Genomic DNA, 19,812 nt, shown 5'->3' on the forward strand with positions numbered 1-19,812 from the left:
CGTGAGCTACCCCTCCAGCGATCCGCGCTCGAAGCTCGCCGCGCCGGCGGCAGTCAAAGCCGCACCGGTCAAGGCCTATGCTGGCGCCGACTATGCCCGCTTCTACGCCGAAGAACCGCAGCAGACGGGCGAAGGCGAGCGCACCTGGCTGGCGCGCGGCCAGAACTTCATCACCGCCTATTCCGACGTGAAGCCGGGCGCCGTACTGGCGCGCGCCGCACAGCCGGACGAATACTGCCTGATCCTGCCGGAGAAGGAGCTCGGCGCGACGGTCACGGCCGGGGCCGAGACGGTCGAGGTGGCGGGCGGCTCGATCGTGTTCGTGCCGCCGGGGGCCTCGCGTATCACCTTTAACGGCACCGGCCGCGCCATCCGCATCTTCTCCAGCGTCGCGACCGACCTGGCGGCTTCCTGCTCCAACGCCGCCTCCTATGCGCAGCCCCATGCCAATGTCGCGCTGCTCGAATCGTGGCCGGAACCGCGTGGCGGCTTCAGGATCCGCGCCTACAGCCTCGATGCCGGCGGCGGCGAAGGCCGTTTCGGCCGCATCTTCCGCTGCACCACGCTGATGGTGAACATGCTCGACCCGCGCCTCGGTCTGCGCGACGTCACCGCGCTCTCGCCGCATCACCATGACGATTTCGAGCAGGGCTCGCTGGTGATCGATGGCGGCTACATCCACGACATTCGCTGGCCGTGGACGCCCGACATGCGGATCTGGCGCGCGGACGAGCACGAATTGATGGCGGCGCCCTCGCTGACGGTGATCCCGCCGCCCTCGATCCATACCTCGCGCTCGGTCCTGCCTGGGCTGAACCAGATGATCGACATCTTCTCGCCGCCCCGCCTCGACTTCTCGCAGAAGCCCGGCTGGGTCATCAACGCCGCGGATTATCCGATGCCCGGCGAAACCGCCTGAGGGCCTGCGACATGACCGCCAACACTGAGACCTCCGACGCGCGCAGCCGGCAGATCGCCGACCTCCTGGTCGGCGCCGTCGACCTGCATTGCCATAGCGGCCCGGCCGCGATGCCGCGCATCCTCGACCATCACGAGGCGATGCTCGACGCGGCCGCGGCAAAATTCCGCGCCGTCGTCTACAAGGACCATTTCTACCTCGGCACCGCCCATTCGATCCTGCTGGAGAAGCTGGTGCCGGACACCGGCGTCAGGCTGTTCTCCGGCATCGCGCTCAACAACGCCTCGGGCGGCTTCAACCCGCATGCGGTCGACCATGCCATCAAGCTCGGCGGCAAAATCGTCTGGATGCCGACGCTCTCGGCCAAGAACCATATCGACGTGCTCGCCTCCGGCGCGGTGAAGACCTTCCCGAAGACCGCGCAGAAGATGCTCGATCCGATCCCGCTGACGCCGTTCGGCGCCGACGGCAAGCTGACCGACGACGTCAAGCTGATCCTCGACCTGATCGCGGCCGGCGACATCATCCTTGCCGGCGGGCATCTCTCGACACCCGAGCTCTTCGCGGTGTTCGAGGAGGCGAAGGCGCGCGGCGTCAGGAAGCTCTTGGTCAACCACCCGACCTACATGGTCAACAATTGCAGCGATGCGGAAATCCGCGACCTCGTCGCGCTCGGCGCGGTGATGGAGCATTCGATCTGCATGTTCGTCGAGGGCAAGTCGAAGAAGTTCGAGCCGCCGGAGCTGCGCCGGGTGATCGAGGTCGCCGGCGTCGAGAGCACCGTGCTCTGCTCGGACCTCGGCCTCACCGGCTCGCCGCGCCCGATCGACGGCTATCGCGAAATCGTCGGCCACCTCCTCGACCTGCAGTTCACCGAAGCCGAGATCAAGCGCCTGACCGGCGGGCATGCGGCGGAGCTGCTGGGGCTGGAGGCGGCCGCCTGATAAAGGGCCAGAGACCTGACGGGAGAGACAGTTTATGAGCCAAGTGAGACTTTTGCGACGAAGCGCGTGACAGCCGAGATTGGCCCGTTGCTGATTTGGGTGTGTCCACCTGGAGGGCGCGCAACCTTGTCGTCTTGGCCTTCTTGATCGTTCGCCAACAAGTTGTAAGCATCGGGCGCGCTAGGAAGGTTTCGAATGGCCGCTTGGATCGAACAGTCGGACGATCAGATTGCGACTTCCGCCACGCCGGATAGGGCCACCTAGCACCTTTTGTGGCTGGGGGGCCATCTATGAGCGCGAGCGGTGTTAGGAACCCTAAAGGGGGCGGCTCACGACGAAACTCGCTGACTGACCCAGAGGTCGCCGTCATCAAGGCGCTCGTAGCAGCGGACAAGCATTCCAACCAAGAGATCGCCGGCCTGATCAATCGCGCCCGGGGGGATGCCGCCAGCGACATCAGCACCGGCAGAATCTCCAACATCAAGAACGGCCAGATCAAAAAGTACCTAGCAATCCCAACAGCCGCGGCGGCCGAAGTCGATCAGTTCATGGCGAAGATCGCTCCTACGGCCCGGGGAGACGACGGGCCCCTCAGCCCGGCGCGCTTGATGAAGATGTTTCCGGCCAAACCCGGTGCGCCAGGCTCGTTGGCGATTACGGAAACCGACCAGATCGAATGCAAAAAATCGGTCAACTTCGTCATGAAGACGATTGCGGCCTTCGCTAACAACAAAGGCGGCTACTTCGTGTTCGGTGTAGAGAATGGCAGTTTCAATGTCGTGGGCTTGCCAGACGAAAAGTTCGAAAAATTCGACCTCAACAAGCTCAACCAGAACATCCGTGACCAACTAGGCATCGGCTTGGAGATCCAAACTACGACGCTTCAGATCGACGGGAAAAAGATAGGAATCGTCTATGTCGGACCGGCTCACACCAAACCGGTCATCTTCATTCACAATGCTGGTGATGTCGCCCAAGGACACATCTACTATCGCTACCCGGGTGAGGATCGTCTCATTAGCCCAGCCGACCTGCAGCGGTTGATCGAACAGCGTATGCAACAGCTGTCGCAAACCATCCTTTCCAAGCACTTGACCAACATAATGCGTTTCGGCGTCGAGAACGCCGCAGTCATGAACCTCGCCACCGGCGAGATCGACGGTAAAGCGGGGTCATTTCTGATCGACGAAGCACTCTTGCCGCAGATTAGCTTTGTGAAGGATGGCGAGTTCGTGGAGCGATCAGGAGCACCCGCGCTCAAGCTGATCGGAGAGGTCGCCTCCACCCAGGCGACGGTCGTGGCCATCAAAGAAGCGCTGGAGGGCTACCCACTCACTTATACCGAGCTGTTGCGTAGGGTGAAGAAGGCGACTGGCGTAAAACAAGGCACAATGGATGCGATCATCAAGGCCAAGAAGATGAAGGTTAACAAGGATTTCTCGCACTACGCCTTCCGTAACAATACCGACCGCCTACGCTACGAGACTACGGGCGCTGTGAAAAAAGGCACTGCGTCCAACTATAACGAAGCGGCAGTGCAATTCCTTGTGGAAGAGCTAGGGGGTAGCACGACGCGCTAGTTCGCGGCTGGCACCCGTTTTGAATCTGGCGGTTGAGCGCACGCAAGCTTCGATCCGCGAAGCCCCGCGACAACAGAGAACGCGACGTTCGCCCCCTTGCGTGCCCACTATTGTCCGCATTCTGGCTCCGGTCGAATGGCTGAGACTGGCGCGAAGGCCGCTCAAACTGAACAACTCAGCCAACTTCCGCTCCCGACCCAATCGCGACATTGGCCACATCAGGCGACTTGTCAGCTATAGCTGAATGGACGGCAGGAGCCTGGCCCGGGCGAACCTCAGGTCAGGCTCTGGCTGGTAACTTGCAGCTCAATCCAGCGAGATCGCCGCCGCCTTCACGACATCCGCCCATTTCGCCACTTCCTGGGTCTGCACCGCCTTCACCGCAGCGGCATCGCCGCTCAGCGAGCGCACGCCGATCGTCGCAAGCTTCTCGCGGCCTTCCGCGCTCTCGACATAGGCCCGCGTGATCGCGGCGATGCGCGTCACGATCGGCTCCGGCAGCCCCTTCGGCCCGACCATGGCGAACCAACCGGTCGCGTTGACATCCGGCAAGCCGGCTTCGGCCAGGGTCGGCACATCAGGCAATTGCGGGGCGCGCTGGTCGCTGGTCACCGCGAGTGCGCGGATGGCGCCGCTTTTGACATGCGGGATATAGGCCGGGATGAAGTCGATGGCGACATTGACCGTGCCCGCCAGCAGGTCGGTCGAGAGCGGCGCCGAGCCGCGATAGGGCACATGCGTCATCTGGAAATCGGCCTTGCGCTGGATCAGCTCGCCGGTGACGTGTCCCATCAGCCCGAAGCCCGGGCTGCCGAAGGTGAGCTTGCCGGGATTGGCCTTGCCGTAGGCGACGAGCTCGGCGAAAGACTTGACCGGCAGCGAGGGATGCACCGCGACGATGCCCTGGACATCGCCGAGCAGTGCGACCGGGGCGAAATCGGCGAGCGGGTCGAAGGTCAGCTTCTTGTAGAGCAGCTTGTTGGTCGCCAGCGGCCCCGAGGACGAGAACAGCAGCGTATAGCCATCGGCCGCCGCCCGGACGACGCCGGTCGCGGCGATGTTGCCGCCGGCGCCGGTCTTGTTCTCGACGACGAAGCCCTGGCCGAGTTCGCTGCGCAATCTCTCCGCCAGCAGGCGCGCGACGACATCGGTCGAGGCGCCCGCGGGGAACGGCACGACGATGGTGACCGGCCGGCTCGGCCAGGTGTCGGCAAAGGCCCGTCCGCTGGCGGCCAGTGCGCCGGCGCCAGCCATGGACGCCATGAAGCCACGGCGTGAGATCGGCCGCATCATTGAGGTTTCCTCCGGACAAGATCGCTTTGCAGCTGTTGTCCGGACACTAGGCACGAGCCCGTCACAGGCTCGCGGGAAAGCGGTGCTATTTCTCGCCTTGAAACGCGACGCCCATGGATTGCGAGAGCGCCTCCAATTGCGCCTCGATATTGGCGGCCGCCTTCTTCAGCGGATGGATGATCCTGGCCTTGTCCTCGGGATTGGGCACCGCGGCGCGGAAGAAGGTGACGCCAAAGGTCGCGAGCACGCGCTCGCCCAGCTTGATCGGCACCGCGATCGTCGCGGAATTCGTCGGCTCGGCAGCCGGATCGCGCTCGGTATAGCCGCGCCGGCGCGCCTGCTCGATCATGCGTTCGACATCCTCGTCGGAGAGGCTGCTGTTCTCGGGTTCGGCCGAGCTACGCATCGCGGCGCGCAAGACCTCTCGTTCCTCGTCGGGACAGAAGGCGAGATAGGCCCGCCCGAGCGCCCGCCCGCCGAGATTCAGCCGATAGCCGAGCGTCGCATGGAAGGGCGAGATCGGGCTGTCGGGGATCGTCGAGAAGCGCACGACGACGGCATCATAGTCGAGCAGGCAGACGGCGCAGGGCCATTTGATCTGGCGCGTCAGCGCCGTTGCCCAGGGCCGCGCCGCCTCGATTACCATTGGCGCGCCGTGGAAGCCCGCGCTCAGATGCGCCACCTGCGAGGTCACGAGATAGCCGCGCATGCGCTCGTCGCGCACGACATAGCCGGCTTCGATCAGGGTCTCGAGCAGGCGCACGATCGTCGGCTTCGGCATGCCGGTGCGGCGATGCAGTTCGCCAACGGTCGCGACGCTGCAGCGATTGACCTCGGTCAGCAGCCGCAGCGCCTTGAGAACGGACTGGACGGGCGCAAAGGAGAACACGCGGCGGATCCGGCTAAGCGAGCACGAACCGCTGTTCTAGATGAGAATTCTCCCGGCGGGATAGTTATTCGCACAGCCCGCTGGGCTATTCCGGCATGGTCAGGACGACCTTGCCGACCTGATCGCCCGCATCCATCAGCGCATGGGCATCGCGGACATCGCGCCAGTCGAAGCTCGCGCAGATATGGCTGCGGATCGCCCCGCTCTCCAGCAGCGGCCAGACTTTCTCAACCAGCTTGGCGGCGATCCGCCCCTTATAGGCGGCGTCGCGCGGCCGCAGCGTCGAGCCGGTCAGGGTCAGCCGGCGGCGGACGATGTTGCGGACATTGACCTCGGCCATCTGGCCGAGATGGCTGGCGATCAGCACGACACGGCCATCGGGAGCCAGCAATTGCAGCTGCTTTTCGGTATAGGGCCCGGCCTGCGCATCGAGGACGACATCGACCTTCTCCTTGCCGATCGCCGTCTCGATCTCGCCCACCCAGTCGGCGCGGTAGTCGACGGCGAGATCGGCGCCGATCTCCAGGCAGACCGCGCGCTTCTCGGCGGTGCCGGCCGTCGCGATCACGCGAGCGCCACGCAAATGCCTGGCGATCTGGATCGCGGCCATGCCGACGCCGCTGGTGCCACCCTGGACCAGCAGCGTCTCGCCATCAGCCAACCGGCCGAGCCAGATGACATTGTTCCAGGCGGTGAAGAACACCTCCGGCAGCGCCGCCGCCTCTGCGAAGGAGAAGCCTGCCGGCAGCTTCATGCATTGCAAGGCCGGCACGGCGCAGAACTCGGCATAGCCGCCGCCATTGGCGAGCGCACAGACGGCATCGCCGACCTTCGGCCAGGCGACATCGGCACCGACCGCCTCGACCACGCCGGAAACGTCGAGACCGGGCAGGTCGGTCGCGCCGGGCGGTGGCGGATAGAGGCCACGCCGCTGCTGGATGTCGGGCCGGTTCACGCCCGCTGCCCGCACGCGGATCAGCACGTCGCCGGCGCCGAGGGTGGGCGAGGGACGCTCACAGAAGGCGAGAACTTCGGGTCCGCCCGGCCTGGTGATCTCGATCGCTTGCATCAGTCGGTCTCGTGGTTGTTGTCCGTGGGGCGGAGCAAGCGGATGATTTCCGGCATGCGCTCGCGGGCCGAATTCATCAGGCGCTCATAGATCGAGTTGCCATGGGCATCGATCGCGACGATCACCGGCCCGAAGCCGTTCAGCCGGAGCCGATTCAGGCGGAACTGCATGATCAGGTCGCGCCAGGCGCAATCAGTCACCGCTTCGACGCCCTCACTCAGTAGAGCCGAAGCGCCGCCGACGAAGGAGAAATAGACGCAGCCGACATCGCGCATCGCCTCGACGCTGTCCTGCGAGAGCCCACCCTTGCCGCCGGTCGCGGTCAGGCGCAGGCCCCGGATCAGTGTCGGCATCAGATGGTTGAAGCGGCTCGAGGTCGTCGGGTTGACGTAATGGACTGCGCCGGGCCGTCCATCGCTGTCCTCATAGCTCACGCCCATGTGGAAGAAGGCGCCGTCGCGCAGGGAGAGCGGTAGCTCGCGGCCAGCCTCGACTTCCGCGACCATGCGCTTCTGGGTGGGCATGCCGACGGTCGCGACGGCATCGCCATCGAGCAGCACGACATCGCCCACTTTGAGCGCGCGTGCCGTCTCAGGGGTCAGCGGCAGGGTCAGGTGGATCGGGGAGGGGCTGGTCATTCGATCCGCTCCACCACGCCGGAATTGTAGATTCGCGCCCGCGTCCGCCGGTTGATCCAGCAATTGAACGAGACCGCGACCGGGGTGAAGCCGTGGCCGGAGGCGTATTCGACGTGGACACCGAAGGTCGTGGTCGAGCCGCCGACGCCCATCGGGCCAAAACCCATCTGGTTGACCGCGCGGGTCAGGCGTTCCTCCATCTCCGCGACCATCGGCTCGGGATTGCGCTCGCCGAAGGGCCGCAGAGTCGCGTCCTTGGAGAGCTTCGCGGCATGGTCGAAGGTGCCGCCGATGCCGACGCCGATCACCACCGGCGGGCAATGCTGGCCGCCGGCCCGCAGCACGATCTCCAGGATGCAGCGCTCGATCTCGTCGAGGCTCGGGCTGACCAGGATCTCGACCGCGGCCCAGCGCCCGCCGCCGAGTGCCTTGGGTGCGCATGTGATGTCGAGATAGTCGCCCTCGCCGACGAGGTCCCAGGAGACCAGCGGCATGTCCTTGCCGTGAAAGCTGCGCTCATTGGTCAGCGGGTTGGTGACGAAGCGCAGCAGCGGCGGCTGGATCGTGCGGGTGAGCTCGGCGAAGCCGTCGACGATCGCCTGGCGGATATCGCCTTCCATCCTCGCGCCGGAGCCGATCTTGATGCTGTAGCTCGGCACGCCGGCATCGGAGCACAGGAACTTGCCGGTGGTCTCGGCCCGCTCGGCGCTGTCGAGCATGAAGGCGAGCGTCTGGCGAGCCTGCGGTTCGGTCTCGCTCGCCAGTGCCTTGCGGAACTCGGCCTTGGAGGATTCGGGGATACGGCGCAGCGACCAATCATAGAGATTGGCCGTGACCTCCTTGACCAGATCATAAGTGATTGCCATGCGCACCGTCCGTTCGACGGCGTGAAACTAGTCGAATGACAGAAGCCGGCCGGATGCCCTCACGGCGTTTCGCGACGTGAAATCGAGACCGCGCGCGGCCCTGCATTCCGGCTTCGCTTTATTGACGGGATCCGCCGGGGATGCGGGCTGCCGGCATCAGAGCGGCCAAGAACAGGACGAGCGATCATGAGCCATGTCGACATCACCGGCTTCGACCTCACGATCGACGCGATCGTCCGCGTCGCCAAGGAGAAGGCGCCGGTATCGATCACGCCGGACGCCATCGTCCGGATGCGGGCGGCCCGCGCCATCGTCGACGAGGTCGTGGCGCGTGGCGAGAAGGTCTACGGCGTCACCACCAGCGTCGGCGCCAAGACCGGCGTCCCGCTCGCCCCGGAGCGCATCGGCGAGTTCAACCGCCGCCTGCTGCTCACCCACAATGTCGCGCACGGCCCCCTCGCTCCGCCCGAAGCCGTCAGGGCGATGATGCTGGTCCTGCTCAATTCCATGGCGAGCGGGCGCCTCGGCGTCCGCCCGCTGCTGGCCGAACGGTTGTTAGAGGCGCTCAACGCCGATCGTGCGATCGACGTCCATATCTGGGGCTCGATGGGCCAAAGCGACATGGCCCCGATCACAGATCTGGCGCTCGCGCTCTATGACGATCTCGACCTTCAGGCCGGCGAGGCGCTGGCGCTGCTCAATTCCAGCGCGCTCGCCCTTGGCATCGCAGCGCTCGCCATGGCCGATCTGCGGCGCAGCCTCGACCTCTGGAGCCTGATCGCGGCGCTGAGCATGGAGGGGTTCGCCGCCAACCCGTCGATCGTCTCGGAGGCTGCCTTGCGCTCGCGGCCATTCGCCGGGCTGGAGCGGCATGGAAGGCGGATCAGGTGCTATCTCGAGGGCAGCTATCTTTTCGCCAAGGGCGCGCCGCGCCATCTGCAGGACCCGCTGAGCTTCCGCTCGCTGCCGCTGTTGCACGGCACGGCGGCGGACAGCCTGGATTTCGCCTGGCGGCAGGTCGAGACCGAGTTCCGCGCCAGCCAGAACAATCCGATCGTCTCGCTGGAGGACCGCTCGCTGATCTCGGTCGCCAATTTCGACACGGTCTCGCTGTCGATGGCGCTCGACATCGCCCGGCTCGCCTTCACGCCCGTCGTGACGGCTTCGGCCGAGCGCGTTGCCAAGCAGGTCGATTCCTTCTGGTCGGGTTTGACGGTCGGGTTGATCGAGGAGGACGGTGTCGGCCTGCCGGGCTTCAACGGCCTCGCCCAGTTCCACAAGGCGATCACCTCGGAGGCTCGGCTCGCGACCGCCCCGGTCGTTCACGAGCTCGCCAGCTCCAGCCATTCCAACGGCAACCTCGACCGGGCGGGCATGGCGACCTTCGCGGCGCGCAAGACGGCAGAGGTAGCCGGCCTGTGCAGGTCGATCGCCGGCATCGAGCTGACGGTCGCGGCTCAGGCAGTCGAGAGCCGCAAGGCGACGCCGCTCGGCGCAGTGACCGGCAAGCTCTTCACGATGGTGCGCGAGGCCGTTCCGTTCGCCGCGGCAGGCGACCGGGTTCCCCATCTCGATCCGCTATTGCAGCATATGGCCGAGCGTCGTGACGAGATCGGGATGCTGGTCGATGCGCATCAATAGCGCCAGCGGCTAAGCTCGCATCGTTGGGCCGTCCGGGGAGCGTGCTACTTCCTCAGGTACATGTCCCAGCAAGGCGAGAGAGCAACGAGCTGGCGGCCTTCGAGTGCCTGCGCAAACTGTTTCCAGATCGCCGCGCGCTTCACCTCGACGGGGCATTTCGGCCGCATGATCGCGTCGATGTCGCGCAGGGCCTCCAGCATTTCGGCCGTCACCCTGGGGTTGGTCCGTTCGGTGTCGATACCGAGCGCGACATGGAGCGGCGCGGCGCGGCCGAGCAGGTGGTTGAACGGGCTGACGAAATCGAGCGCGAAGAAGCCGTTCAGCTGGCGGCCGTTCGACGCCTCCCAGCCCCGGATCGCATCGATTCCCTGCTGCACCTCGAGCAGCCAGGTCGCCTGATGGTCGATTTCCGAGAACAGCGTCGCTGATGGCAGCAAGCCGCGGCGGACGAGGTCCTCATAGGCGTCATTGTATTTCGGGTAGTGATCGACCTGCGCGATGGCACGCTCGGCCAACTCCGGCTTCAGGCTCACTCTGCCCAGCGGCCCGACATCCGGCACATTCAGCGCCTGATAGCGCGGCGCGGCGATGACGGCGCGCGCGCCTCTCTCCAGGAAGATCACGGCGCTCGGCAACGACGCGGCCATGACGAGGACCAGCACATAGGGGCGCAAGCGATCGTCGGAGCGGGCCTGGTACGTCTTGAGGATCAGGATCAGGACCGGCCAGAGCCCGATGAACTCGAGCGATCCGCTGTTCTGCGTCTCGCCCAGGATGAGGGCGAACAGGCTCGCCGTCAGCCAGCCGAGCGGCGAGGCCAGCAAGCCTGCGAGCGAAGACTTGTCGCGCCACGCGGCGAAGGCGAGCGTGCCGATCAGCATGAGGCAGGGCGCGATCACATTGAACTTGATCGAGGCCAGGGTCAGGAAGCGGCGCAGCAGCGAGGCGGAGTTGAGCATCGCCAGGATGAAGACGTCTTCGACATGGGCGTAGATGACGCCGGTCGAGAGTTCGAGCGCGACCAGGACACCGATGACAGTCAGGGCGGCGATCGCTGCGTCACGGAAGCGCATCCGGCCGGCGAGGACGGCGTAGCCGACAAGAACCGCCCCTGACACCGGGCCGGTGACCTTGACCAGGAAAAGCGCCGTCATCAGCACTGCGACGAGGCTCGTCAGCAGGACCCGGCTCTCGACGAAGAGAAGCGTCGCCAGCAGCAGATAGAGAAGTAGCGCGACATGGCGGTTGTAGTAGCCGAAACCGTCGAAACCAGGTGACGGATAGAGGCTGTGGAGGTTGATCGGCAGCGAGGTCAGGAACAGGAAGGGGATCAGGATCGCCAGAGCCAATCGGCGCGAGCGCGGATCGACGTCCCTGACGATCAGCGCCACGATCGGCAGCGAGACGGGCACGATCGCCCAATTGGCGAGCAGGGCCGGCTGCGCCTGCGGAAAGAGGGCCTGGATTCCAGCGGTGAGATAGAAGCCGAGCGGGCCGATCGAGGTGAAGAAGTCGATATTGGGAATCTGGCCCTGCCAGATGCGCTGGGCGGCATCGAGATAGATGTCGGTGTCCCAGTAGTTCGGCCCGAGTGGCAGGCGTATGGGGAACGCCAGCCCGAGGATCACCAGCGCAACGAACGAGACCATCCAGAGCGTCGGAGACGTCATGAAATAGCGCCAGGATGACCCGGATGTCGGGTTGCCCGTTGTCGCCTGAGAGGTGCTCGTCATCGCCTGTTCCATCAGCCCTTGCTGGAACATGGCAGAAATATGTTACCCGATCGCTTCCATCATGCCCGGACCTGCAATTCTCGGTTGTGCCGAGGCGAGGGCAGGCGGCCGTCTTCCCGCAGCCGGGTTCTGCGGCGCATGCACGGACTTCTACCTCTCGCCGGGTTCTCATGAAGACCCGTCCGTCCTATAAGGCGGTGCCGTCGCCGCGGTCGGTGAGCCGAGAACGTGCCAGCCGGCTCTTGTCTCGCCCAGGATGCGCCGCCGCATGGCCGACATCGCCAGCCTGTTCAACCTCGTCGCGCCCTTCTTCGGGCTGATCCTGCTCGGTTTCCTGATCGGCCGCTACAAGCGCCTGCCGGGCGAGGGACTGGCCTGGATGCAGTTCTTCCTGATCTATGTCGCGCTGCCTTGCCTGTTCTACCGGCTCATTGCCGACAAGCCGCTGAGCGAGCTCACGAACTGGCGCTTCGTCGCGGTGACGACGCTCGCGACCTTCTGCGCCTTCGTGCTCTCCTTCGCGCTCGGCTGGCGCCATACCAAGGGCGACATGCCGCAAGCGGTGATGCAGGGCGTCGCCGGCTCCTATTCGAATATCGGCTATATGGGACCGCCGCTGATCCTGGCCGCCCTGGGGCCGGCGGCGAGCGCTCCCGTCGTGCTGATCTTCGTCTTCGACAATCTCCTGCTGTTCTCGCTGATCCCGTTCCTGATGGCGCTGGCTGGCGTCGAGAAGCGCAGCTTCGCCGCAACCGCCGCCGAGGTGGTCCGGCGGGTCGTGACCCATCCCTTCAATGTCGCGACCGTCGCCGGCGTGCTTGCCGCCTTCCTCAAGCTCGAGCTGCCGACCGCGCTCGACAAGATGACGCTCTGGCTCTCGCAGGCGGCCGCTCCCTGCGCGCTCTTCCTGCTCGGAGTCACGGTTGCGCTGCAGCCGATCCGGCAGATGCCCAGTGAGTTGCCCTGGCTCGTTGCGATCAAGCTGCTCCTGCATCCACTGCTGGTCTGGCTGCTGCTTTCGACACTCGGCGATTTCTCGGCGCCCTGGGTCTATGCCGCCGTGATCATGGCGGCGCTGCCGCCGGCGCTGAACATCTTCGTGATCTCGACCCAGTACCGCGTCGGCATCGAGCGCGCCTCGGCCTGCATCCTCGTCGGCACCATCATCTCGACGGTGACGCTGACGGGCTTCCTGTGGCTGGTGAAGACAGGCAGGATGCCGGCAGATCTGTTCCACTGAGGGCCCGCACGGGCTCGCTTTCCGGGCCCGTCGATGCAGCCGCTCTCCGATCTCCTCGTCCTCGATTTCTCGACCCTGCTGCCCGGCCCACTGGCGAGCCTCTTCCTCGCCGAGGCAGGCGCTCGCGTGATCCGGATCGAGCGGCCGGATGGCGAGGACATGCGCCGTTTCCCTCCATGTTTCGGCGAGACCTCCGCGCCCTTCGCCGCACTCAATCGCGGCAAGCAGAGCCTCGCCATCGATCTCAAGGCGCCCGATGCGCTGGAACGACTGGCGCCGCTGATCAGGCAGGCCGACATCGTGATCGAGCAGTTCCGGCCGGGCGTCATGGCCCGCCTCGGCTTCGGCTATGAGGCGCTGAAGGCGCTCAACCCTCGGCTGGTCTACTGCTCGATCAGCGGCTACGGCCAGGACGGCCCGCGCGCGCCGGAGGCCGGCCACGACATCAACTATCAGGCGATCGGCGGCTTGCTCGGCCAGTCGCTCGCCCATGGCAGGCAACCACCGCTGCCGCCGACCCTGGTCGCCGACATCGCCGGCGGCGCCATGCCGGCGGTGATCAATATCCTGCTGGCGCTGCGTGAGCGCGACCGCTCCGGCCAAGGCTGCCATCTCGACATCGCCATGACCGACGCCATGCTCGCCTTCTCCTGGTATGCGCTGGCGCAGGGGCAGGCGCTGGGCCGCTATCCCAATGGCGGGGAGGGATTGCTCACCGGCGCCAGCCCCCGCTACGGCCTCTATGCCACCGAAGATGGCTGGTTCCTCGCCGTCGGCGCACTCGAGGAGAAGTTCTGGGCGAGCTTCTGCGAGGGCATCGGCCTCGACGCCGCCTTGCGCGACGACCGGCGCGATTCCGCAGCGACGCGGGCCGCGATCGCTGCGATCATCGTATCCCGGCCGGCGAGCCATTGGCGGGAAGCGATCGAGCCGCTCGACTGCTGCTGCACCGTGGTCCGGACGCTCGACGAAGCCTTGGCCGATCCGCATCTGACCGCGCGTGGCCTGTTCGACCGGCAGGTCGAGGAGCCCGGCGGGCGGCGCATGGTCTCGACGCCGCTGCCGCTCGCGCCCGTCTTCCGCGACGCTGCACCCGCGCTGCGGCCGAGTCCGCCGGTCGGCGATTACGAGATCTGAAACTCAGCCCGCCGCAGTGCCGCCGGCCAGTCCCTGCCGCATCACCAGGCGACGCAAGGGCGCGATCCGCGACAGCGCCAGCAACCCGGCGCCGCGCATCAGGTCGGCCGGCAGGAAGTCGGTCAGCAAGGTCCGGTTGAGCGCATCGACCGCGCCGGTGCGCAGGCGCACATCGGCCTGACGCGAACGGTCGTAAGCGGCGAGCGCGTCCGCCTCGCCGGGATCGTCGGCCCCCGCCACGGCATCGCGCAGCGCCGCGACGTCGCGCAGACCGAGATTGAGCCCCTGCGCCCCGATCGGCGGGAAGACATGCGCGGCTTCCCCGATCAGCGCCATGCGCCCATCAGCGAACCGATCGACCGACAGGCCACCCATCGGCACCCGCCCGCGTGGACCCGCGAGCGTCAACGCGCCGAGGATCGAATGGGTCTGGCGCTCGACCGCGCGGGCAAAGGCGGCGTCGTCGAGCCCGGCGATGCGCTCGGCCTCCGCGGGTTCGAGCAGCCAGACCAGCGAGGACCGGCGGCCGGACATCGGCACCAGCGTGCAGGGACCGGAGCGGGTATGGAACTCGGTCGAAGCGTCCCGGTGCTCGCGGCGATGGCTCAGGATCGCCGTCAGCGCCATCTGTGGATAGCTCCAGTCGCGCGCGGTGATGCCGGCAGCCTCCCGGACGCGTGACTTGCGGCCATCGGCGCCGACGACGAGCCGCGCCGAGACCGGCGCAAAGCCGTCGCCGGTCAGGAGGACACTGTCAGTACCCGCCGTGATCTCCATCACGGCCTGCGGAATCATGCGGATACGCGGCTCGGCCGCCGCCTTCACCGCCATCGCCTCGACCAGCACGGCGTTCTCGACATTCCAGCCGAAGGCCGGCAGGCCGAGCTCAGCCGCCTTGAACTCGACAGGCGGCTGCCGGAACAGGCTGCCGGTGTCGTCGACCAGCCGCATCACAGCGAGCGGCGCCGCGACCTCGTCCAGCGCCTCCGTCAGCCCAAGCGCCGCGAGTAGACGCCAGGAGCCGTCGAGCAGGGCGACGGTGCGGCCGTCGCGCGGCGCGCTCGCCTGCCCGAACAGCATGACCTCCCGCCCGGCAGCGGCAAGCGCGAGCGCGGCCGCAAGCCCGACCGCGCCGGCCCCGACGATAGCGATGTCGCAACGCTGCTGATCCGTCATGGCCTTTCGGTAACCGATGCCGGCGCCGCTGGCGAGCGCGTGCTTGCCGCAGGATGGCGACGCCTATGCAAATTCGCCAGCACGACTGGGCGCAGAATGCCGGTCCTGGATGCAGTGCAGCCGTTGCGCCGGAGGAAGGCAAGTCCCTATCGTTGCGGCCATCGACATCAGGAGATCGCCATGGCGAAAGCAATCCGCGTACACAAGACCGGTGGCCCCGAGGTTCTGCAGCTCGAAGAGGTCAGCCTGCCGGCGCCGGGGGCAGGCGAGATCCTCATCCGCAACCGCGCCATCGGCCTCAACTTCATCGACACCTATTTCCGCACCGGCCTCTACCCGGCGCCGCTGCCGTTCACGCTCGGCAACGAATCGGCCGGCGACGTGCTCGCGGTCGGCCCAGGCGTCACGGAGTTCAAGCCCGGCGACCGCATCGCCGTCGTCGCCGCCCATGGCGCCTATGCCGAGGAGCGCATCGTTCCGGCGTCAGCCGTGGTCGCCTTGCCGGACAATGTGTCCTACGAGGCCGCCGCCAGCATGCTGCTGAAGGGGCTGACCGCCGAGTACCTGCTCCACCGCACATATCCGGTGAAGGCGGGCGACACGATCCTGGTCCATGCCGCTGCCGGCGGCACCGGCTCGATCCTCTGCCAATGGGGCAAGGCGCTGGGCGCGACCGTGATCGGCACCGTCGGCAGCAAGGAGAAGGCCGAGCTCGCCAGGGCGAACAGGGCCGACCATGTCATCCTCTACCGCGACGAGAACGTCCCGGCGCGGGTCAAAGAGATCACCGGCGGCAAGCTCTGCAATGTCGTCTATGACGGCGTCGGCAAGGACACCTTCATGGGCTCGCTCGACTCGCTGAGGCCGTTCGGCCTGCTGGCGAGCTTCGGCAACGCCTCGGGTGCGGTCGAGGCCTTCAACCTCGGCATCCTCTCGGCGAAGGGCTCCCTCTACGTCACCCGCCCGACGATGAACACGCACACGGCCAACCGCGAGACGCTGGTCGCGATGGCGAAGAACCTGTTCGAGGCGGTTGGCTCCGGCAAGGTCGCCGTCGCGATCAACGCCCGCTTCGCGCTGAAGGATGCCGCCGACGCCCATCGCGCGCTGGAAGGCCGCGGCACGACGGGCTCGACGGTGATCGTGCCGTAAGCCCTGCTGTTGAGATGCCTCATGCGGCCGCCCCGCGAGGCGGCCGCTTCCGTTTCGGAAAGAAAAATCGAAAGCTTCGAAACCTGAAAGCGAAAGCGTGCCTGGAGCCGGCAAAGCAGGACCAACAACAAGCTCACTGGTCCTTACGTCATGTCATCGCTTCTTCGCCGCGCTGGTTTCATCCTCTCCTTCGCCATCATCGCCATGGCGCTCCAGACGCAGCTCTCCGCCCGTCCAACGCTTCAGCTCGCTACGCAGGTCAGCGACGCACAGGTCGTCTTCGAGAAGTCGTCCAAGCCCCGCACCGGCCGGGTCGCCCAGTTGCGCCGCATGCCGCGCCCCGTGGCCGCCAATCTCGCCTGATCAGACCGCCATGCCGTGCAGATCATAGGCGTCGGCACGCTCGATCATGACCGTGACGATATCGCCCGGCCGCAGCGGCCGGCGGCTCGAGACATAGACATTGCCGTCGATCTCCGGCGCGTCCCATTTCGAGCGGCCCTTGGCGACGGTCGGGCCGGCCTCGTCGATGATCACCGGAATCCGCTTGCCGACGCGGCCCTTGACGATGCGGGCCGAAACCTCGGCCTGCGTCTTCATGAAGCGATGCCAGCGCGCCTCCTTCTCGTCTTCCGCGACAAGCGGCAAGCCGAGGTCATTGGCGGTCGCGCCCTTGACCGGCTCGTATTTGAAGCAGCCGACGCGCTCCAGCTTCGCTTCCTTCAGCCAGTCGAGCAGGAAGTCGACATCGTCTTCCGTCTCGCCGGGGAAGCCGACGATGAAGGTCGAGCGGATGGCGAGGTCGGGGCAGATCTCGCGCCACTTCCGGATCCGCTCCAGCGTCTTCTCGTGATGGGCCGGCCGGCGCATCGCCTTCAGCACGGAGGGCGAGACATGCTGGAACGGGATGTCGAGATAGGGCAGCACGTTGCCCTCCGCCATCAGCGGGATGACCTCGTCGACATGCGGATAGGGGTAGACATAGTGCATCCGCACCCAGACGCCCATCTGCCCGAGCTCGCGCGCCAATTCGAAGAAGCGGGTGCGGACCTCGCGATCCTTCCACATCGATGGCGCATACTTGATGTCGAGCCCATAGGCGCTGGTGTCCTGCGAGATCACCAGCAGCTCCTTGACGCCCGCCTTGACCAGCTTCTCGGCCTCGCGCAGCACGTCGCCGATCGGCCGCGAGACCAGGTCGCCGCGCAGCTTGGGGATGATGCAGAAGCTGCAGCGATTGTTGCAACCCTCTGAAATCTTGAGATAAGCGTAGTGCCGCGGCGTCAGCTTGATGCCCTGGTCGGGCACGAGGTCGATGAAGGGATCGTGCTTGGGCGGCACCGCCTGGTGCACAGCCGAGACGACGCTCTCATAGGCCTGCGGCCCGGTGATCGCGAGCAGGTTCGGGAAGGCGTCGCGGATCTGCTCGGGCTCGGCGCCCATGCAGCCGGTGACGATGACCTTGCCGTTCTCGGCCATGGCCGAGCCGATCGCTTCCAGTGATTCCTGCTTGGCGCTGTCGAGGAAGCCGCAGGTGTTGACGATGACGACGTCGGCGCCCGCATGGCTCTTGCTGAGCTCGTAGCCCTCCGAGCGCAGCGAGGTGATGATGCGTTCGGAATCGACGAGCGCCTTGGGGCACCCGAGGGAGACGAACGAGATTTTCGGCGCGACGGCGTTCATCGGCGGCGGAACTCTGAAAACGGAGCAAGGGAAGGGCGCGGCAAGGCCGGCGCGTTGGCGCCTCTTTGATCCTTTTTAGTCGATTTTGCAACTCACCTCGCTTCCAGAGCCACTCGCTAAAGGGCGCAAGGTTCCCTCAATCCTCGGCGGGAACAGTCGTGACCCATGAGAGGCGAGGCTTCTTCGAATGGAGGCTGCAATGCGCTGGATCCACACTGCACCGGGCGTGGCGATCGCCTTGTTCGCGCTTTGGAATTCGGTCGCCAACGCGCAAGGCTGGGATCGTCCCTATTCACCTTGCCGCGATGGCCGCTTCAGTCCGGGCCGGCCGATGGACTGCGAGACCGAGCTGCGCCGGCTGCGTCAGGGCTTGCCGGCCTACGATCCATGCACCGACGGACGCTATAGCCATGGCAGGCCGCGCGATTGCTATGCCGAGTTGCGCACCAGGCGCTGGCGGGAAGAGGGGCGCGAGCGTCGCTCCTGGAAGTAGCTGACGCTCAGGCTGCCGGCATCCGTTGCGGGAACGTCATCCGCAGGCAGGCACCGCCCGATGCGGCATCGAGCGCGATAACCTCGCCGCCATGGCGATGCATGATTTCCCGGACGAGGTTGAGGCCGAGGCCAAGCCCACGGCTCTGCGAGCGCAGTCGGCTGAACGGCTCGAAGATGCGCTCGCGCTCATCCGGTGGGATGCCGCTGCCTTCATCGCTGACCTCGATCATCGCCACATCGACCCGAACGGCGATGGATCCCGAGCGCCCACCATGTTCGATCGCGTTCTGAACGAGATTGGTCAAGGCTCGCTCGATCGAAGGGCCATCACCCCACACGGCGATCGTCTCGCTCCGTGAAGTGAACTCGACCTGGTAGCCGGCGAGGAAGGCAAGCGGAGCGAGGTTGACCACAACCCGCTGCGCGAGGGTGACCAGATCGAGCCGCGCGAACGAGGCGGCCTGCTGGTCGAGCCTTTCGAGGTCGAGCAATTGCTCCGTCACCGTCGCGAGGCGGGTGACGTCCTGCAGCAGACGCGTCTTGTCTGGGCCGAGGGGGAGTGCCTCCAGCCGGGTCTGCAGGATTGCGATGGGCGTGCGCAACTCATGGGCGGCAGCCGCCAGGAAGCGCTTGTGCCGCTCATGTCCCTTGTCGAGCCGGGCGAGTGCCGCATTCACCGCCGAAACCAGCGGCTCGACCTCGACCGGCACATTCTCCAGGGGCAGACGGACTCCGCGCCGCTCGACATCGATGCGCTGCGCCTGCGTGACCGCCTGGCCCAGGCCGGCGAGGGCACTCCGGACCACCCAGGGTGTCACCAGCAGCGCCGCGGCGGCCATGACGGCAAGAACGGGCAGGACCTCCTTCAACAGTACCAGGGCGATCCCGAGCACCATCAGGTAAGTCGAGATCGGGGTTTCGGTGCCGGTGACAACCTGGATGTCGCCGGCTGCGCTCCGAACCCATCTGACCCGCGCCGTCGGCCGGGGCGGGTCGCCAATATTCCAGCCCAGCCGGGCCTGCCCGATCTGATCGAGTGCCTCGCCGAGCGCGCTGTATTCGCTCGGCACCGCCCCTTCCGACAGACGCTGCCCGGCACGGTCCCGGATGACGAACCAGAGCTCAGGTATCTGAAGCCGCATCCGCTGCAGCTCGCGCGTCGGGCGCAACGCCAGCTGGTCGCCGGGACCGCGGGTCACGGCCCCACGCAACGTCTCGATCGTATTCTCTTCCGACCTGAAGCTCATCAGCACGCCGCTGGCGAACAGACCTGCGACGATCAGGACGACGACGATCGCCTGGAACCCCATCAGACGCAGGACCAGCCGGCGTTCGAGCGAATGCGAGCCGGCCATCG

At 66.2% G+C, this 19,812-nt stretch carries 18 protein-coding genes; 9 read left to right on the top strand and 9 right to left on the bottom strand.

Annotated features, from left to right (window positions below; all coding sequences use genetic code 11):
• Position 1: 1 nt before the first annotated feature.
• From ACWIGM_RS19035 to ACWIGM_RS19045, 3 genes are all read left to right on the top strand, one after another.
• On the top strand, positions 2-919 hold the full coding sequence (locus ACWIGM_RS19035; protein WP_454027515.1) for a cupin domain-containing protein: 918 nt from the start codon (positions 2-4) through the stop codon (positions 917-919).
• Positions 920-930: 11 nt separating this feature from the next.
• Entirely contained in the window at positions 931-1,863 is a 933-nt protein-coding gene (locus tag ACWIGM_RS19040) for a DUF6282 family protein (protein ID WP_454027516.1), read from the top strand.
• Between the two features lie 290 nt (positions 1,864-2,153).
• The gene (locus tag ACWIGM_RS19045) at positions 2,154-3,443 is read left to right on the top strand and encodes an AlbA family DNA-binding domain-containing protein (RefSeq protein WP_454027517.1); all 1,290 of its coding nucleotides are present in this window, start codon (positions 2,154-2,156) and stop codon (positions 3,441-3,443) included.
• Positions 3,444-3,749: 306 nt separating this feature from the next.
• Here ACWIGM_RS19045 and ACWIGM_RS19050 read toward each other — a convergent pair whose 3' ends face one another.
• The 5 genes from ACWIGM_RS19050 to ACWIGM_RS19070 all read right to left on the bottom strand — a co-directional run bounded on the left by ACWIGM_RS19050 (position 3,750) and on the right by ACWIGM_RS19070 (position 8,198).
• Positions 3,750-4,736, bottom strand: a complete 987-nt coding sequence (locus ACWIGM_RS19050; RefSeq protein ID WP_454027518.1) for a Bug family tripartite tricarboxylate transporter substrate binding protein — start codon at positions 4,734-4,736, stop codon at positions 3,750-3,752.
• Positions 4,737-4,821: 85 nt separating this feature from the next.
• A complete protein-coding gene (locus ACWIGM_RS19055) occupies positions 4,822-5,625 on the bottom strand; it encodes a DNA-binding transcriptional regulator (protein WP_454027519.1) in 804 nt (267 codons plus the stop codon).
• A gap of 85 nt (positions 5,626-5,710) precedes the next feature.
• Positions 5,711-6,694, bottom strand: a complete 984-nt coding sequence (locus tag ACWIGM_RS19060) for an NAD(P)H-quinone oxidoreductase (RefSeq protein ID WP_454027520.1) — start codon at positions 6,692-6,694, stop codon at positions 5,711-5,713.
• A complete protein-coding gene (locus ACWIGM_RS19065; RefSeq protein ID WP_454027521.1) occupies positions 6,694-7,332 on the bottom strand; it encodes a fumarate hydratase C-terminal domain-containing protein in 639 nt (212 codons plus the stop codon). Before ACWIGM_RS19065 ends, ACWIGM_RS19060 begins: the two co-directional genes overlap by 1 nt.
• The gene (locus ACWIGM_RS19070) at positions 7,329-8,198 is read right to left on the bottom strand and encodes a fumarate hydratase (protein WP_454027522.1); all 870 of its coding nucleotides are present in this window, start codon (positions 8,196-8,198) and stop codon (positions 7,329-7,331) included. The genes ACWIGM_RS19065 and ACWIGM_RS19070 overlap by 4 nt, the downstream gene beginning before the upstream one ends.
• Positions 8,199-8,384: 186 nt before the next feature.
• Between ACWIGM_RS19070 and ACWIGM_RS19075 the strand changes: the two genes are divergently transcribed.
• A complete protein-coding gene (locus ACWIGM_RS19075) occupies positions 8,385-9,839 on the top strand; it encodes an aromatic amino acid lyase (protein WP_454027523.1) in 1,455 nt (484 codons plus the stop codon).
• 44 nt (positions 9,840-9,883) lie between these two features.
• Here the strand turns inward: ACWIGM_RS19075 and ACWIGM_RS19080 are convergent, their stop codons facing one another.
• A complete protein-coding gene (locus ACWIGM_RS19080) occupies positions 9,884-11,509 on the bottom strand; it encodes a hypothetical protein (protein ID WP_454027524.1) in 1,626 nt (541 codons plus the stop codon).
• Positions 11,510-11,840: 331 nt separating this feature from the next.
• On the opposite strand from ACWIGM_RS19080, the gene ACWIGM_RS19085 reads away from it, so the two are divergent.
• Positions 11,841-12,812 carry an AEC family transporter gene (locus ACWIGM_RS19085; RefSeq protein WP_454027525.1) on the top strand — a complete coding sequence of 324 codons (972 nt, stop codon included), beginning with the start codon at positions 11,841-11,843 and terminating at the stop codon, positions 12,810-12,812.
• A 33-nt stretch (positions 12,813-12,845) separates the two neighbouring features.
• A complete protein-coding gene (locus ACWIGM_RS19090; protein ID WP_454027526.1) occupies positions 12,846-13,949 on the top strand; it encodes a CaiB/BaiF CoA transferase family protein in 1,104 nt (367 codons plus the stop codon).
• Between the two features lie 3 nt (positions 13,950-13,952).
• Here the strand turns inward: ACWIGM_RS19090 and ACWIGM_RS19095 are convergent, their stop codons facing one another.
• Positions 13,953-15,125, bottom strand: a complete 1,173-nt coding sequence (locus ACWIGM_RS19095; protein ID WP_454027527.1) for a UbiH/UbiF family hydroxylase — start codon at positions 15,123-15,125, stop codon at positions 13,953-13,955.
• A gap of 180 nt (positions 15,126-15,305) precedes the next feature.
• Between ACWIGM_RS19095 and ACWIGM_RS19100 the strand changes: the two genes are divergently transcribed.
• Complete coding sequence (locus ACWIGM_RS19100; RefSeq protein WP_454027528.1) at positions 15,306-16,277, top strand: quinone oxidoreductase family protein; 972 nt, start codon at positions 15,306-15,308, stop codon at positions 16,275-16,277.
• A gap of 150 nt (positions 16,278-16,427) precedes the next feature.
• Positions 16,428-16,640: a hypothetical protein gene (locus ACWIGM_RS19105; protein ID WP_454027529.1), complete on the top strand. Its 213-nt coding sequence runs from the start codon at positions 16,428-16,430 to the stop codon at positions 16,638-16,640.
• Here ACWIGM_RS19105 and rimO read toward each other — a convergent pair whose 3' ends face one another.
• Positions 16,641-17,960 carry a 30S ribosomal protein S12 methylthiotransferase RimO gene (gene rimO / locus ACWIGM_RS19110; RefSeq protein WP_454027530.1) on the bottom strand — a complete coding sequence of 440 codons (1,320 nt, stop codon included), beginning with the start codon at positions 17,958-17,960 and terminating at the stop codon, positions 16,641-16,643.
• A 199-nt stretch (positions 17,961-18,159) separates the two neighbouring features.
• Between rimO and ACWIGM_RS19115 the strand changes: the two genes are divergently transcribed.
• Positions 18,160-18,453 (top strand): hypothetical protein, encoded by a 294-nt coding sequence (locus ACWIGM_RS19115; RefSeq protein WP_454027531.1) that lies wholly within the window; start codon positions 18,160-18,162, stop codon positions 18,451-18,453.
• A gap of 7 nt (positions 18,454-18,460) precedes the next feature.
• Here ACWIGM_RS19115 and ACWIGM_RS19120 read toward each other — a convergent pair whose 3' ends face one another.
• Complete coding sequence (locus tag ACWIGM_RS19120) at positions 18,461-19,810, bottom strand: sensor histidine kinase (protein WP_454027532.1); 1,350 nt, start codon at positions 19,808-19,810, stop codon at positions 18,461-18,463.
• Positions 19,811-19,812: the final 2 nt, after the last annotated feature.

This window comes from Allobosea sp. NPDC055332, from assembly GCF_053645455.1.